Source organism: Niabella soli DSM 19437 (genome assembly GCF_000243115.2).
In the GTDB taxonomy this organism is placed as follows: Bacteria; Bacteroidota; Bacteroidia; order Chitinophagales; family Chitinophagaceae; genus Niabella; species Niabella soli.
This window is the reverse complement of the sequence record NZ_CP007035.1, coordinates 2135481-2149707: the sequence shown is the minus strand read 5'-3', so window position 1 is coordinate 2149707 and position 14227 is coordinate 2135481. Positions and strand designations below refer to the sequence as shown.

The window sequence follows — 14227 nt, the reverse complement described above, 5'->3', positions numbered from 1 at the left end:
CGCGCAACCGGTTGTACACTATAAATTCACGGAGAAAGGGGTGCTCGTGAAAACCCTGGAATTTGTATGTTGACTATTGATCGCACCTTTTATAAATGATTTTTGCCACTTACTGATTTTTGTCTGCGGACGGATGGGAATTGGTTAGCTTTGTTGCATGTTTACCGGCAAAACAAAATACTGGTGGTTTCAGCTATTGGGGTGGGGCGCATTTTTCCTGATGCACCTGTTTTTTGCCTGGCTTTACGGGAAATTGGATACCCCAAAGGATCAGTGTCTTTTTTTTAAACGGGCCTGCTGTTTTGTGCTGATAGGGCTGGTGATGACGCATATCATGCGCATTTTTATCCGCGGGCTGGGATTGCTTAATCATAAGATAGGCATCCAGGTGCTTAATTTTATTTTGCTGACCTTTATAACTGCGTTGCTTTGCGGGCTGGTTGAACACCAGCTCCTTTCCCGTTTTTCTTTGTTCATGCCCAGGGAATTGGAACTGCTGAAACGCAGGGGCATCTGGCTGATGTCGATCGACGGTACTATTTCCTGGTGCATTTATATTTTTTTGTGGAATGCCGTCTATATCATTTATCATTATGAGAGGGACTATCAGCAACAACAGATCGATACGCTTCGTTTAAAATCGGTGGTGCGGGAGTTGGAGCTTAAAACCATTAAATCAAATATCAACCCCCATTTTATTTTTAATGCGTTAAATAGTATCCGGGCGCTGGTGGATGAAAACCCGGAGCGTGCCCGCGATGCGATCACGGAATTAAGCAATATCCTCCGCAGCAGCATCACCATGCACAAAACAGAAACGGTTATGTTGCGTAAGGAATTGGGAATTGTGGAAGATTACCTGGCGCTGGAGCAGGTGCGCTTTGAGGACCGGTTGTTGGTCGACTATCATATTGATGAGCAGTTGCTGGATAAACAAATTCCGCCGATGATCTTACAAACCCTGGTCGAAAATGCTATCAAGCACGGTATCGGGCGGGAAGTAAAGGGGGGCGTGGTTTCCATTGCAGCCACCATTAAAAATAATTTTATTGAACTTTGTGTACGCAACACCGGCAAGCTGGTATACGGAAACGAAGACACCGGATTTGGGTTGAACAGTATCCGCGACCGGTTAAAATTATTATACCCCGGACGTAGTGGTTTTGAAATAAAACAATTAACACCGGAGACGGTTGAAGCGAAAATAGCATTACCTGCCTGAATAAAATAGAACTAAAAAGTATGCGTACCATTATAATTGATGACGAACGGCTGGCTCGCACTGAGCTAAAAAAACTTTTACTGGAATTTCCTGAAATAGAGATCGTGGATGAGGCTAATAATGCGGAGGACGGTATAAAAAAGATCAATCATCATCAGCCGGATCTTATCTTCCTGGATATTCAAATGCCCGGTAAATCGGGCTTTGAGTTGCTGCAGCAACTGGAATATACACCGCTGGTCATTTTTACCACCGCTTATGATGAATATGCATTAAAGGCCTTTGAGGTAAATGCATTGGATTATCTGTTAAAACCGATTGACAGTAAACGGCTGGAAGACGCCATCAAAAAACTGAATATTCCCGATTATGAAGAAACCGAAGGCGTTTCTTTTGTGAATCATGATCTGTTAACGGAAAACAGCCAGGTTTTTGTAAAGGACGGAGACCGCTGCTGGTTTGTACGGTTAAGCGAGATACGTCTTTTTGAAAGCGTAGGCAATTATGCAAAAGTATTTTTTGGTACGAATAAACCATTGATCTTAAAATCACTTAATGCCCTGGAAGAACGGCTGGACCCTAAAAGTTTTTTTCGCGCCAACCGCAAACATATTATCAACCTGCGGATGATCGACAAAATTGAACCTTATTTTAATAACGGGCTGCTGATCGAATTAAAAGACGGGGAAAAAATTGAAGTAAGCCGTCGCCAAGCAGTACGGTTTAAGGAGATGATGAGCTTTTAACGGGAGCTAGTAATGAGTAGTAAATAGGTAGTAGGCCGCTACCAGCCACTAGCAATTTCCTACTAACTAAACCTTCGCAGCTTTAGCAGAATGCACCGCATGGCTGATCTCGGTAATCAGCGATGGATCTTTTTCAATGGCGTTGCCCACAACAATTACATCAGCGCCGGCTTTGCAGTTCAGATACGCTTTTTCAGGATCGGTAATGCCTCCGCCGACAATTATTGGAATATCCACATTTTTTGCTACCGCGCCAATCATGGATTCGGTGATCGGTTTTTGGGCGCCGCTGCCGGCATCCATATAAATGAGCTTCATGCCCAACATTTCTCCCGCCATTGCGGTACACAATGCAATATCATTTTTATCAGAAGGTACCGGCGCTGCATTGCTGATATACGAAACCGTGGTAGGCGCGCCACCGTCCACAACGATATAGCCGGTAGGGATGATCTCCAACCCGCTCTTTTTTACAAAAGGTGCAGAAAGTACATGCTGGCCAATCAATAACTCAGGGTTTCTGCCTGAAATCAGCGACAGGTATAAAAGGGCATCCGCATATTTGCTTACCTGTGAAGGGCTGCCGGGAAACAAAACAACCGGGATGGTTGTAACAGCTTTCAATTGCTGGATCACTTCATCCAGATGGGTAGACAATACCAGGCTTCCTCCCACAAAAAAATAGTCAACCCGGGCCGTTGTGGCCAGTGTAACCAGTTTGTCGAGGGTGGATGGTGTAACTGAATCAGGATCAATTAATACCGCAAATGATTTTTGGGCATTTTTTTTCTTTTCAACTAAACCACCGTAAATGTCTATCTTCATCAGGAAAGGGAAGGTTTCCTGCAAAAATGCAAAAGTTTTCTGAAAAAACCCGTATTTGAGGAAATAAAGGCACACAAAGTGCGTCGATGTAGTGTTAAAAGCCTGCTGAATACGCAAATATTTGCTCATGAAGAAGCGCAGATGAGGTTTTGGCAGAAAATCAGCAGAATACCTGTCTTGCTATATAAGTTTTATCAAACTGACATGATATAAGGCAACAACGCTCCCGGTTCGCTCAGCACTCTAATTTTCTCCCAGGGCCATTCATACAAAAAACCTTCCGCGTACATTTTTTCAATATGCGCTAACAGGTGCGTGTAAAAATCATTGGTGTTTAAAATGAAAATGAGCTTGTCATGAATGGCCAGGTTATTCCAGGTGACCATCTCAAAAAATTCATCCAGGGTCCCGTAACCGCCCGGCAGTATGATCGCGGCATCGCACCATTCATATAGTTTCCGTTTTCTTGTGTGCATGTCCGGCACTATTAATAGTTCGGTTAATCCCTCGTGTGATCGCTCCCGGTCTGCCAGCAATTGGGGGATCACGCCCGTAACTTTTCCGCCGCCGTTAAGCACTGCATTGGCAATCGTGCCCATCAGACCTACATTGCCGCCGCCATAGATCAGCGTAACATTATGCCGGGCCATCAGCGTGCCCAGTGCTTCCGTATGTTGCGTAAATAATGGGTCGTTTCCGTCTTTTGATCCACAAAAAACAGCAAGTGCTTGTATCGGCATAAGAGAATAGTTTTTTACAAAAGGAATTCAAATTTTCCTATCTTCAAAACTTATTTTAATTCGAAACCAAAGTTTAATGTTTAAGTAATATGTCGGCAGCATTCCTGTTTTCAATTGTTATAATCTATTTCGTTTTATTATTAGCCGTTGCCTGGAAAACGGGCAAGAACAGTAATAATGAATCTTTTTTTATTGGCAACCGGAACAGCAACTGGATGCTGGTAGCCTTTGGGATGATCGGCACGTCTTTAAGCGGTGTTACGTTTGTAAGTGTTCCCGGCGCGGTAGGTAAAGATGCTTTTGGTTATATGCAGGTGGTGCTCGGTTATATGATCGGGTATATACTGATCGCCTATGTGCTGTTGCCGTTGTATTACCGGTTACAGCTTACGTCTATTTACGGTTATCTGAAAACGCGGATGGGACTATTGTCCTATAAAACCGGTGCGTGGTTCTTTATTATATCCCGGCTGGTAGGCGCCACCGCCCGGTTATACCTGGTGGTGCATATTTTACAGATCACGATCCTGGACAGCTTTGGCATTCCCTTTTGGGTATCCACCGTCATCATCCTGGTGATGATCATCCTTTATACTTTTGAGGGAGGGGTAAAAACGATTGTATGGACGGATACGCTGCAAACTACCTGCATGCTGGCGGGCCTGGTCATCTGCACGGTTTTTCTTTTGAAACATATGAATATAAGTGTTGGCGATAGTTTGAATGCCATGCGCTCCGCGGGATTGTCAAAGGTCTTTAATACAGATCCTATGTCCAGCGGCTACTTTATTAAACAGATCCTCGCCGGAATGTTTATAACGCTAAGCATGACGGGCATCGACCAGGAAATGATGCAAAAAAGCATTTCGGTTACCAACCTGAAAGATTCGAAAAAGAATATGGTTTCCCTTGCCTTTATTATGCTGGTGGTGATCGGGTTATTCCTTTACCTGGGCGGGTTATTGCATCTGTTTGCAGCGCAGGAAGGGCTAACGGCAAAAGGAGACGCTTTATTTCCTGATGTGGCGCTAAATCATATGCCCTCTTATATTTCCATAATATTTATTGTAGCCCTTATTTCGGCTTTATTCCCCAGCGCCGACGGGGCAATGACGGCGCTGACCTCTTCTTTTTGTATTGACATTATGGGGCTGCAGCGGCGGACCGATATGGCTGAGAAGCAAAAGAAGCAATTCCGCCAGAAAGTGCACCTCATCGTAGCTTTTTCGTTTTTATTGATGGTATTGCTGTTTTACTGGATCAATGATAACAGCATGATCGGCATCATCCTGAAGCTGGCCGGTTATACCTATGGTCCGCTGTTAGGGCTGTTTGCTTTTGGCATCTTTACCAAACGCCGCCCGGCAGATGGACGGGTGCCTTATGTTTGTTTTATTGCACCGATCATATGCTTCTTTATCGATAAATACCAATCTGCAATTTTTGGCGATTTTAAAATAGGGCTGGAGCTCATAATAATTAATGCTGCTCTGACGTTTATAGGGTTGTTGGCTATCTCCAAGCCTGTTACAGATCATTCGGAGTTGGAACAGGATTCGGTGCACTAAAACATTCAAAACTGGATGATGGATTTACTACCCGTTGAATTGGAGCAATTTACGGCTTCTTTTTCTTCTCCTCCTGATGCGTTACAACAGGAAATTGATGCTTTTACTCAAAAAAATCATCCGGAGCCCCATATGTTGAGCGGGCCGGTACAGGGGAAATTACTGGAAATGATCAGCCACATGATCCGCCCCCGGCGCATTCTTGAAGTGGGCACTTTTACCGGGTACAGCGCTTTAAGCCTGGCAGAGGGTCTTACGGAGGACGGCGAAATACATACCCTGGAACTAAGGGAAGAAACCGGCAAAATCGCCCAGGGATATTTCGACAGATCTCCCTTGAAAAATAAGATTAAACTGCACATTGGCAATGCTTTAGAGATATTACCACAACTGAACGAAACCTGGGATCTGGTGTTTATTGATGCGGATAAGCCGGGTTATATTGCCTATTTTGAAACAATTATCGGCCAGGTTCGGAAAAATGGTTTTATCTTAGCCGACAATATTTTTTTTCACGGTCAGGTTTTTGAGGAAAATCCGAAGAAAAAAAGTGCCAAAGCCATCAAGGAATTTAACGATTTCATCCGCCAGAGAAACGATATTGATAAACTGGTGTTGACCATTAGAGACGGACTTTATTTAATGCGCAAATTGTAATCATTAGAGGATGCGAAAAATATTATTGACTATCGCCCTGTTTACGGCCCTTACTGCTGCAGCCCAGCAATCGGCCACAGTTATGGCCTATATCCGGCAATACAGGGGCATTGCCATTGAAGAAATGCATCGCACCGGTGTGCCGGCGGCGATCAAACTGGCACAGGGTATACTGGAATCCAGCGCCGGCGAAGGCGATCTGGTAAAAAGATCAAACAATCATTTTGGCATCAAATGTAAGACCGGTTATACAGGCCCTTATGTATTACATGATGACGACCATCCGCAGGAGCGGTTTATAAAATATGAGCGCGCCGAGTCCTCCTTTCGCGATCATTCGGATTTTTTAAAAAGCCGTGACCGGTATGCCTTCCTGTTTAAACTGGATCCCGCCGATTATAAAGGCTGGGCCAACGGATTAAAAAAGGCCGGTTATGCCACCAATCCCAAATACCCGCAACTGATCATCGGGCTGATCGAGCGGTACAATCTTGAAGACTATACCCTGATCGGCCTGGGTAAAAAAGAAATGCCTGCCGATATGAAACCCATTTTAGCCGCGCTGGATAATACCGACGCCCCTCAAACCCCCGGACGTGCGGCGCAACCTGGTGTGACCGTTAATTAAGCAAGCCAAGCCCATGCCAGATATCACTGTACATGATAAACGGTTTTCTATATACCTTTCGGAAGAAGTGTTGCAGAAAAGAATTAAAGAGTTGGCAGATGCCATCAATAAAGATTATGCCGGCAAAAAGGTGTACTTTATTGCCATACTGAACGGCTCGTTTATGTTTGCCGCCGATTTTTTTAAATACCTTACTGTCGATAGCGAGATCTGTTTTATAAAGCTGGTATCCTATAAAGGCACGAAATCAACCGGAAATGTAACCACGGCCATCGGGCTGGAAGATGATTTGCACGGGAAGGATGTGGTGATCCTTGAAGACATCATTGATACCGGGAAAACATTACATTATTTTTTGCCGCAATTACAACACCAGCAACCGCATTCATTAAAGATTGTAGCCCTGCTGCATAAAGCGGAAATGACCCAATATGAAGTGCCGATTGATTACACGGGTTTTGTGATCCCCAATAAATTTGTGGTGGGCTATGGGCTGGACTATGACGGCCTGGGTCGGAATCACGGCGCTATTTATCAACTGGCTGACCCGGAGTAGGAATGGAAACTGTTAGGTTTCTGGTCGATAAACGGTTTAAGGCTGCTGTCATTAGCTTTAAAAATAACCATTAAGAGATAAGCTTCTCTAAGACCTTGATGAATTTAAATGCCCTCATAAATTTAATACTATGCAAACAAACGCAAAAGGTAAAGCAAAGATCCTGCTGGTAGCAGGGGTGGTTGCATTGTTAACGAGTTATTACCTTAAATACAAAAACGAACGTACTGCCACTCATAATGAGAACACTGAAATAGCAGCGGGTAATCAAAATGGGGTTAGCGAAAGTGAGATTAGGTCCTTTCTCATAGGGATGGGCACGGTATTGGTGATTGGCGGGATCTATCTTATTGCTAAGTCGTCCAGAAATTCGTCCTAACTTTGCCCCCGTTTAAAATGAAGGGTTGAAAATGAGGATAGACACGCCGGAACGGTACAGGATCAATACCACTTCTTTTGATTATTACTGGAAGAAAGGGGTGGGTGCATCCCTGCTGGAACGATTGGGGTTTACCCCCGATATCCGCAATGCCGAGCAATACAAACATTATTTATTTGAAGCAGACGGGCCGGCTGATGCGGTGGTCCGGCAATTGTATAATAAGATCGGCTTTGGAAAGGCGCATGCTATGGTAAAAGCCTATATAGATCAACAGACGGTTGCTCCGGAGCACCAGAAGTTGCTGGACCTTTTTTTTCAGACTTTTGAAATACATCCTTCCTGGCTCAACAGGGAGAAACTGAAAAAAGGGGTGGAGCTGAGCCAGCGTTCGGGCATTCCCGGCCTCATGGTACTGCGGAATTATTGTTTGATGGGCGGTTACGAGTCTGCTGCCATAAATAAGCCGCTTATTTATACCGGGGCACTAAAAAAGGGCGCCGCCAAACGGATTACCGAAACCACCATTTTCTGGGTGGGCATTACACGCGATGAGGCATTTGAAGAGGGCGGTAACGGCCTTTGGCATGTGTTAAGCACCCGTATGATACATGCCTTTTCCCGCATCAGTATTTTGGATAAAACCGATTGGGACAATGCGCGCTGGGGTGTTCCGCTAAATACCTGGGATATGCTGGCGACCCAACTGGGCTTTTCGATCGTATTTCTTACAGGCGTGGAACGTATGGGCTTTCAGCCAACGGAGGAAGAAAAGGAGGGGCTATTCCATTTCTGGAAATACATTGGCTACCTGCTGGGCATTCCGTTAGAGCTGCTACCCGATAACGAAAAACAGGCTATAGAAGCCTTGTACTATTGGACAATGACGCAAAGTGCAGGAGATAAGGATTCTGTTGCACTGGCCAGGGCGCTGGTAAATGAGACGGTGGTATCAGGTTATCCCCGGAATAAATTGCTGCGCAACCTCATGCAGCAACTGCATTTGTTTTTCAACTATTATTTTTTAGGGGACTATTCCTGCGGTTTGTTACAAATACCAAGACCCCGGTTTAAGGCCGCCGGCCGTTTGCTGCTTTGGCGCATAAAAAAACTGGAAAAGAAAATAAAGGATCCTGTCTCCAGGCAGCGGCTTATTCAGTATGGCGGCAACCGGCAGCAAAACGCGCTGGATATTTATTTAAAGTATAAGATGCAGTAACAATTAATGATAGCCTTATTTCAAGGGGGTATAGAATAGACCGAAATTTTTCTTTTGGCTTGGTGATAGCAATTTTGAAGTTGAAATTTTATGTTTTATTTTTAAGAGGTCGGCCTCGCAAAGAGTACCAATATGTATACTGGGTTTATCTATTAGCAAGTTATAAATTGCTTTAGCGTGCTGTTCAAGAAAAATTGAGCAATTTACGTAAGAGGTATGCGTCAAAAATGGCCTCAATTCTCGGTCGAATTCCAGCTCCAGGTGTTCGTTTCGTAATTCCTCGCTAGGAAAAATAGTTGTATTTATCTTCGTATTGATCCGCAAAAAAGCTACAATAATTTTATCATATCTTATTCCAATAAGAATAAGTCTTTTTTCTTTTTTTGCTACGGCATCATAAAACTTAAATATGGATCCGACCTTAAAATTTAAATCTGCCAGAATTTTTCTTTGAGGATAGGGAAGCGCATCACCAATCGTGTTTTTCATTAAAGGTGAAATTAAAATTTTCTGAGGTTAGCCTGATAAATTCGATCATTTCATTAGTTGCGCCAATTGCTTTAGCAATTTCTATGTAGGGAATAGTTTGATTTTCTCCAAGATTTTGAATGGTCCAGTTATAAGCCTTGTCATGCGATTTTGCTTTTAAATCGCCGAATGAAAGATGTTTATTTTCTTCAATAGATTCATTCAGGCATTCTAAGTCTGATGCGGATAATAAATCCAGATCTGCGATTGATTTTGCCGTCACAATATTATCAGTAATTGAAAAAAAATGAGGATTGACTTTTGAATATTTGACCTCATCGTAGGATATTGAAGGAACAGGCCCGTATTCCATTGCAACAATGTTGTCGCCGGTAATCGGTCGGCCATATTTTGCCAAATGCTTTTGTTCAGCAAAATATAAGATTTTTAATAAAGAATATTTATCCCAGGTTCCACCTAACGAATTGCAGATATGCAACATGGCGTTAATTGCCTTTTCTCTGTTAAAGGGAAAGTCTATCATAGTTGATTTACAAAACTAATATTTTTAGCTAACATGTTTATGAAATAAGATAATTATTTTATAAACATGTTATTGTTAATGAGTTATAAAATTGTTGCTAGAGCGAAATTTTGAAAAATGGCAGTCAAAGTCTTTCCCGCATATATTTTGCAATATCCTGTTCCGTAGTCAACGGGCTGGCAGAAAGGGTTCGAATGATTTTTTCCTGCTCTCTTTTTGTTTTATTCTGACTTAATTTTTCCTTGGCCTGTATATCGGTTACCTGAATTTTGAAGGCAACAATTCCCTTGCTCATCTTCTGGATAAAATCTTTGGGCAATGCATCATGAGTAGGTTTATACGCCGGCTCGTAATTTTCAACGGTACGATCCAGGAGCTCCGTTACTTGCTGTGGATCGGTGATCACTTCTCCCTGTCCGTAAAGATGAACGGTAATATAATTCCAGGTAGGCACGCTGAGGGCCTGCTCATAATGCGTAGGGGAAATATACGCATGAGGTTCACTGAAAATAACCAGGATGTTTTTATTAGCTGCGATCTGTTGCCATTGCGGGTTAGCCTTTGCAAAATGGGATAACAGGAACAGGCCCGTTGCTGTTTTTTCAATTAAAAAAGGAAGATGTGTTGCCACGGGCCTTCCGGTTGCCTCAGTGGTTATAATGGTGCCAAATGAAAACCGTTTTATAAAACTGATAATTGCATCAGGGTCTGTCATTTTATTAAAAGCAGGTATGTACATGCGTTGAATTTTATTCAGGATGTTGACTAAGATACTATTAATTTTACAGGTACCGGCCGCGCGGGGTGGTTGACAAAATTACCTTTAATAAGGAAACATTGAATTCAGGCGAAGTGGCTATGGCTCCGGAGGAGCCTCGTGTTTGTAGCATCATCGTGATGAAGCGCATCGGCTCCGTAGGACGCCGCGTAAACATGGGGCATCCCGCCGGGCGGGAGAGCCCAATTCCCGCCTCGTATATTTTCTATAAACACGTTGCTCCTGCCGGAGCTTAAAAGATAAATTTGTCAAACGCTCCGCCGCGCCGCAGTTCAAAGTTTCTATATGAATCTGAAAAATCTGTGAATGTTATATCATTTTAAAATAAAACGACAATGCATAGACACCTGCAATTTGAAGAGCATTATGTAAACCGGAGCGGCTGGCTGCGTGCGGCTGTGCTGGGCGCCAATGACGGCATTTTGTCTACCTCAAGCCTGGTGATTGGTATTGCAGCGGCCACCGATTTAAGGAACGCGATCGTATTGGCGGCGCTTGCGGGCATTGTAGCCGGCGCTTTTTCAATGGCTGCGGGAGAATATGTTTCGGTAAGTTCTCAATCGGATATTGAAACAGCAGACCTGGTGCGGGAACGGCGGGAGCTGGAAACGATGCCCGAAGCGGAACTGGGGGAACTGGCTAAGATATACGAGGGGCGCGGATTGCAGCCCGGGCTGGCGCTGGAGGTGGCCAAAGCCCTTACAGAACATAATGCCCTGGAAGCCCATGCAAAAGATGAACTGGGTATTAATGAAATAACACAGGCCAAACCTTTCCAGGCGGCGCTGGCTTCAGGTGCTTCGTTTATTTCGGGAGGATTGTTGCCGCTGCTGGTGGCACTGTTTGCACCCGTTAAGAACATGATTTTATTTGAGTACGTATGTTCTATATTATTTCTGGCCGTTGCCGGAGTCATCGCTGCCCGCGCCGGCGGTTCCAGTGTTATAAAGGGAATGCTGCGGGTGTGTTTTTGGGGCACGGTGGCCATGGGGGCATCGGCATTGGTAGGTTATTTGTTTGGCGTGCATACGAGCTGATCCGATTGTGCTGCTGCAAAAGCAGATACATTTATTTTGATTTGCAGACAGTGCATTGATTGTAAATTATTGTGAGACGTGAAACGATAAATGTGAGTTCCTTATCTCTCACGTTTGCCATTGCGCGATTAAATTAACGCCGGCAGCACCACTGCTCAAGTGTGTTCCGATAGCTATTGTATTCGCGTCAAGATAAGGAAGGCGACTCAGGCGCTGTAAGCACCGCGTGTTTATAGTATTCATGATCATCTACGTAAACAGCCCGAGCAAATACCATTACGATTGCTATAAACACAACGCTCTTAACGGAGCGAAAATGGCTCAAATGCTGGTGTAGTTGCCATTCCAGCAGATTGAATGTCGCGCTTAGCTTGACGCAGATGCGATAACTATCGAGAGATAGTAGTGCTGCTGTTGGGCTGCAAAAAAAGTGTCACCAGGAAAACTATTTTTATAATCCGGCAAGAATATCCGTAGCGGCTTTTATGACTGCATCCTCTTTTGCAAAACTGAATCGTACCTGTGAGATGCCTGGCGGCGTCTTGTAAAAGGCGCTTAACGGGATCGTGGCTACCTTGTGCCTGGTGGCCAGCCATTGCGCGAAAGCGATGTCGGGCAGGTCGCTGAGCGCACTGTAATCAAAAAGTTGAAAATAACTACCCTTTGTGGTACCATTGAGTTTGAATTTTGAACCGGACAGCCCCCTGATCAGCAAGTCGCGCTTTTTCTGAAGAAAGACGGATGCTTCATCATCTGGCCGGTGCAGCTCCAGGTAGCGTGCCAATGCGTATTGCGCCGGTGTATTCACGCTAAAAGTCAGGTATTGGTGAATAGAACGGAAGGCATTGGTGATGTGCTCGGCTGCAATACAGAAGCCAACTTTCCAACCGGTGATATGATACATTTTCCCAAAAGAATAAACGGAGATGACCCTGTTGCGTAACCGCTCCTGTAAATAACCCGGAATATGTTGCTGGCCATCGAACAGGATGGTGTTATACACTTCGTCGGAAACGACATAAATATTTTTATCGCTGATCAGATCCGCCAGTGTGTCCCAGTCGTTTTTTGACCAAACAGTTCCCGTGGGATTGTGAGGCGTGTTAATCAGGATGACCTTCGTTTTGGAAGTGACAGCGTCTTTTATTTTTTGCCAGTCGATCTCAAAATTACGGGCCGCATCCAGCCGCACGCAAACGGGAATACCGCCGTTGATCTCTATGGCAGGGAGGTAACAATCAAAAGCGGGTTCCAGGTAAATGACCTCGTCGCCTTGCTCCAGGATCGTTGCAAACGCCGTAAAAAGGCCATAGGTAGCCCCTGGCGTGATGGTAATATTATTTGCATGGCAATAGTCCGAATGATAAATACGGTTGAAATAAACGGCGATCTGCTCCCGTAATTCCACCAGGCCCGGCATAGGAGCATATTGGTTGTAGCCGTTGGTAACGGCTTCTTTTAAAAATTCGCCGAGTTCCGGGGCCACCGGGTAGTCGGGTAACCCCTGTGATAAGTTATAGGCCTGTTCTTTTTTGGCCAGGGCCGACATGATGGTAAATATATTTAGTGGAGCTGCTGTATGTTTGGTGCGTAATGCCATCGGATCTGTTTTTATGCTTCCCCGTTCCACTCTTTATAAAACCGGGCAATAAAGGCCTCCATAAACTGATGGCGCGCTTCCGCCATTTTTCTTCCAGCCGTTGTGTTCATTTTAGCTTTCAGGTGAAATAATTTTTCATAGAAATGATTGAGGGTCGGCGCTTCGTTCTTTTTATATGCTTCCGGAGTCTGGTACACCGCGGGAGGAATTGCCGGGTCGTAAAGTTTGCGGTTCTTAAAGCCTCCATAGTTAAAAGCCCGGGCAATGCCAATAGCTCCTATAGCGTCCAGCCGGTCTGCGTCCTGTACGATGTTGAGCTCGGGGGATTGATAGCTGTTCGCCGCATAACTTGTTTTAAAGGAAATATATTTAATGATGTTTTCCACCGCCGTAATGGTGGCGGCATCCACCTCTTGCGTTTCAAGAAAAGCTCTTGCTTTTTCAGGTCCGATGCTTTCATTGCCGTTATGAAATTTAGCATCTGCAATATCATGCAGCAGGGCGCCCAGCTCAACAATGAAGGGGTCTGCTTTTTCCGATACCGCAATCTGTTTCGCGGTTTTCCATACGCGCTCAATATGAAACCAGTCGTGGCCGCCTTCGGCATTGCTTAATTCCTGTTGCACAAACAGCACCGTATTATTTATGACCTGTTCTTTATTGTTCATCTCGTTTCTATTAACAAGCGAATATATCTGTTTCATTGCAATGCCAAGCCCATTAATTTATTATCAGTAAAACTGCCATCCGCCTCTTTGATATAATTTTGCTGAAAGCCGGCTTCCTTAAATCCCATTTTTTTATATAAGGCTATGGCGCGTTCATTGGTGGCATGCACGTTGAGCCAGATGTTCTTAAGAATGGCTTTTTGTTGTGCCCAGTTAAGAGCCGTTTGCAGCAAAGCGGTTCCCAGGCCAATATTTTGCCAGTCCTTCCGCAGGGCAATGCCCAGGGTGGCATTATGGTAAACCTTGCTCCGGGCTTCCCCGCTGAGGTTCAGACTGCCGATGATTTTTGTGTTATAAACGGCTACGATCAAAAGGCTGTTCTCTTTTTCATTCAGGCTGCGGATCCAGGCCTGTTCCTGTTGTTTGGTAAAGTTAAATTCATTAACAGTGGTGATCAGGTAAGGGCTTTCCTCCAGGTACCGCCAACCCGCTTCCAGCACTGCTTCTGCATCTGCCTTCACTGCGGCTCTTATGGTAACGGTAATATTATTTTTTAGCGTAACAATAACCGGTTCAATTTTCATACATAAAT

General features: G+C 44.5%; 17 protein-coding genes. 9 read left to right on the top strand and 8 right to left on the bottom strand.

Annotation, left to right across the window (positions count from 1 at the left end; all coding sequences use genetic code 11):
• The first annotated feature begins 157 nt into the window (after nt 1-157).
• Entirely contained in the window at nt 158-1222 is a 1065-nt protein-coding gene (locus NIASO_RS09170; protein WP_008584149.1) for a sensor histidine kinase, read from the top strand.
• A gap of 20 nt (nt 1223-1242) precedes the next feature.
• Complete coding sequence (locus NIASO_RS09165; protein WP_008584151.1) at nt 1243-1968, top strand: LytR/AlgR family response regulator transcription factor; 726 nt, start codon at nt 1243-1245, stop codon at nt 1966-1968.
• Between the two features lie 66 nt (nt 1969-2034).
• Here NIASO_RS09165 and NIASO_RS09160 read toward each other — a convergent pair whose 3' ends face one another.
• Together NIASO_RS09160 and NIASO_RS09155 are read right to left on the bottom strand one after the other, a co-directional pair.
• Nucleotides 2035-2793 carry a geranylgeranylglyceryl/heptaprenylglyceryl phosphate synthase gene (locus tag NIASO_RS09160; RefSeq protein WP_025298841.1) on the bottom strand — a complete coding sequence of 253 codons (759 nt, stop codon included), beginning with the start codon at nt 2791-2793 and terminating at the stop codon, nt 2035-2037.
• Nucleotides 2794-2987: 194 nt separating this feature from the next.
• The gene (locus tag NIASO_RS09155; protein WP_008584156.1) at nt 2988-3533 is read right to left on the bottom strand and encodes an LOG family protein; all 546 of its coding nucleotides are present in this window, start codon (nt 3531-3533) and stop codon (nt 2988-2990) included.
• 89 nt (nt 3534-3622) lie between these two features.
• On the opposite strand from NIASO_RS09155, the gene NIASO_RS09150 reads away from it, so the two are divergent.
• The 6 genes from NIASO_RS09150 (at nt 3623) to NIASO_RS09125 (ending at nt 8540) form a co-directional block, all read left to right on the top strand.
• A complete protein-coding gene (locus tag NIASO_RS09150) occupies nt 3623-5101 on the top strand; it encodes a sodium:solute symporter (RefSeq protein ID WP_008584157.1) in 1479 nt (492 codons plus the stop codon).
• A 15-nt stretch (nt 5102-5116) separates the two neighbouring features.
• Complete coding sequence (locus tag NIASO_RS09145; RefSeq protein ID WP_008584159.1) at nt 5117-5758, top strand: O-methyltransferase; 642 nt, start codon at nt 5117-5119, stop codon at nt 5756-5758.
• A gap of 10 nt (nt 5759-5768) precedes the next feature.
• Nucleotides 5769-6386 (top strand): glycoside hydrolase family 73 protein, encoded by a 618-nt coding sequence (locus NIASO_RS09140; protein ID WP_008584161.1) that lies wholly within the window; start codon nt 5769-5771, stop codon nt 6384-6386.
• A gap of 13 nt (nt 6387-6399) precedes the next feature.
• Complete coding sequence (gene hpt, locus NIASO_RS09135) at nt 6400-6942, top strand: hypoxanthine phosphoribosyltransferase (protein ID WP_008584163.1); 543 nt, start codon at nt 6400-6402, stop codon at nt 6940-6942.
• Nucleotides 6943-7072: 130 nt separating this feature from the next.
• Nucleotides 7073-7321, top strand: a complete 249-nt coding sequence (locus NIASO_RS09130; RefSeq protein ID WP_008584165.1) for a hypothetical protein — start codon at nt 7073-7075, stop codon at nt 7319-7321.
• A gap of 31 nt (nt 7322-7352) precedes the next feature.
• Complete coding sequence (locus tag NIASO_RS09125; protein ID WP_008584167.1) at nt 7353-8540, top strand: oxygenase MpaB family protein; 1188 nt, start codon at nt 7353-7355, stop codon at nt 8538-8540.
• A 15-nt stretch (nt 8541-8555) separates the two neighbouring features.
• Here the strand turns inward: NIASO_RS09125 and NIASO_RS09120 are convergent, their stop codons facing one another.
• The 3 genes from NIASO_RS09120 to NIASO_RS09110 all read right to left on the bottom strand — a co-directional run bounded on the left by NIASO_RS09120 (nt 8556) and on the right by NIASO_RS09110 (nt 10291).
• Nucleotides 8556-9029 carry a hypothetical protein gene (locus tag NIASO_RS09120; RefSeq protein WP_008584169.1) on the bottom strand — a complete coding sequence of 158 codons (474 nt, stop codon included), beginning with the start codon at nt 9027-9029 and terminating at the stop codon, nt 8556-8558.
• A complete protein-coding gene (locus NIASO_RS09115; protein ID WP_008584170.1) occupies nt 9010-9552 on the bottom strand; it encodes a Panacea domain-containing protein in 543 nt (180 codons plus the stop codon). The genes NIASO_RS09120 and NIASO_RS09115 overlap by 20 nt, the downstream gene beginning before the upstream one ends.
• A 124-nt stretch (nt 9553-9676) precedes the next feature.
• Nucleotides 9677-10291, bottom strand: coding sequence for an FMN-binding negative transcriptional regulator (locus tag NIASO_RS09110; protein WP_008584173.1), 615 nt, complete (start codon nt 10289-10291; stop codon nt 9677-9679).
• Between the two features lie 374 nt (nt 10292-10665).
• On the opposite strand from NIASO_RS09110, the gene NIASO_RS09105 reads away from it, so the two are divergent.
• On the top strand, nt 10666-11367 hold the full coding sequence (locus NIASO_RS09105) for a VIT1/CCC1 transporter family protein (protein WP_008584175.1): 702 nt from the start codon (nt 10666-10668) through the stop codon (nt 11365-11367).
• Between the two features lie 451 nt (nt 11368-11818).
• On the opposite strand, the gene NIASO_RS09100 is transcribed toward NIASO_RS09105, so the two are convergent.
• The 3 genes from NIASO_RS09100 to NIASO_RS09090 are packed head-to-tail and all read right to left on the bottom strand — an operon-like array spanning nt 11819 to nt 14219.
• A complete protein-coding gene (locus NIASO_RS09100; RefSeq protein WP_008584177.1) occupies nt 11819-12967 on the bottom strand; it encodes a methionine aminotransferase in 1149 nt (382 codons plus the stop codon).
• Between the two features lie 11 nt (nt 12968-12978).
• A complete protein-coding gene (locus NIASO_RS09095; protein ID WP_008584179.1) occupies nt 12979-13671 on the bottom strand; it encodes an HD domain-containing protein in 693 nt (230 codons plus the stop codon).
• The gene (locus NIASO_RS09090) at nt 13668-14219 is read right to left on the bottom strand and encodes a GNAT family N-acetyltransferase (protein WP_008584180.1); all 552 of its coding nucleotides are present in this window, start codon (nt 14217-14219) and stop codon (nt 13668-13670) included. The genes NIASO_RS09095 and NIASO_RS09090 overlap by 4 nt, the downstream gene beginning before the upstream one ends.
• Nucleotides 14220-14227 lie beyond the last annotated feature (8 nt).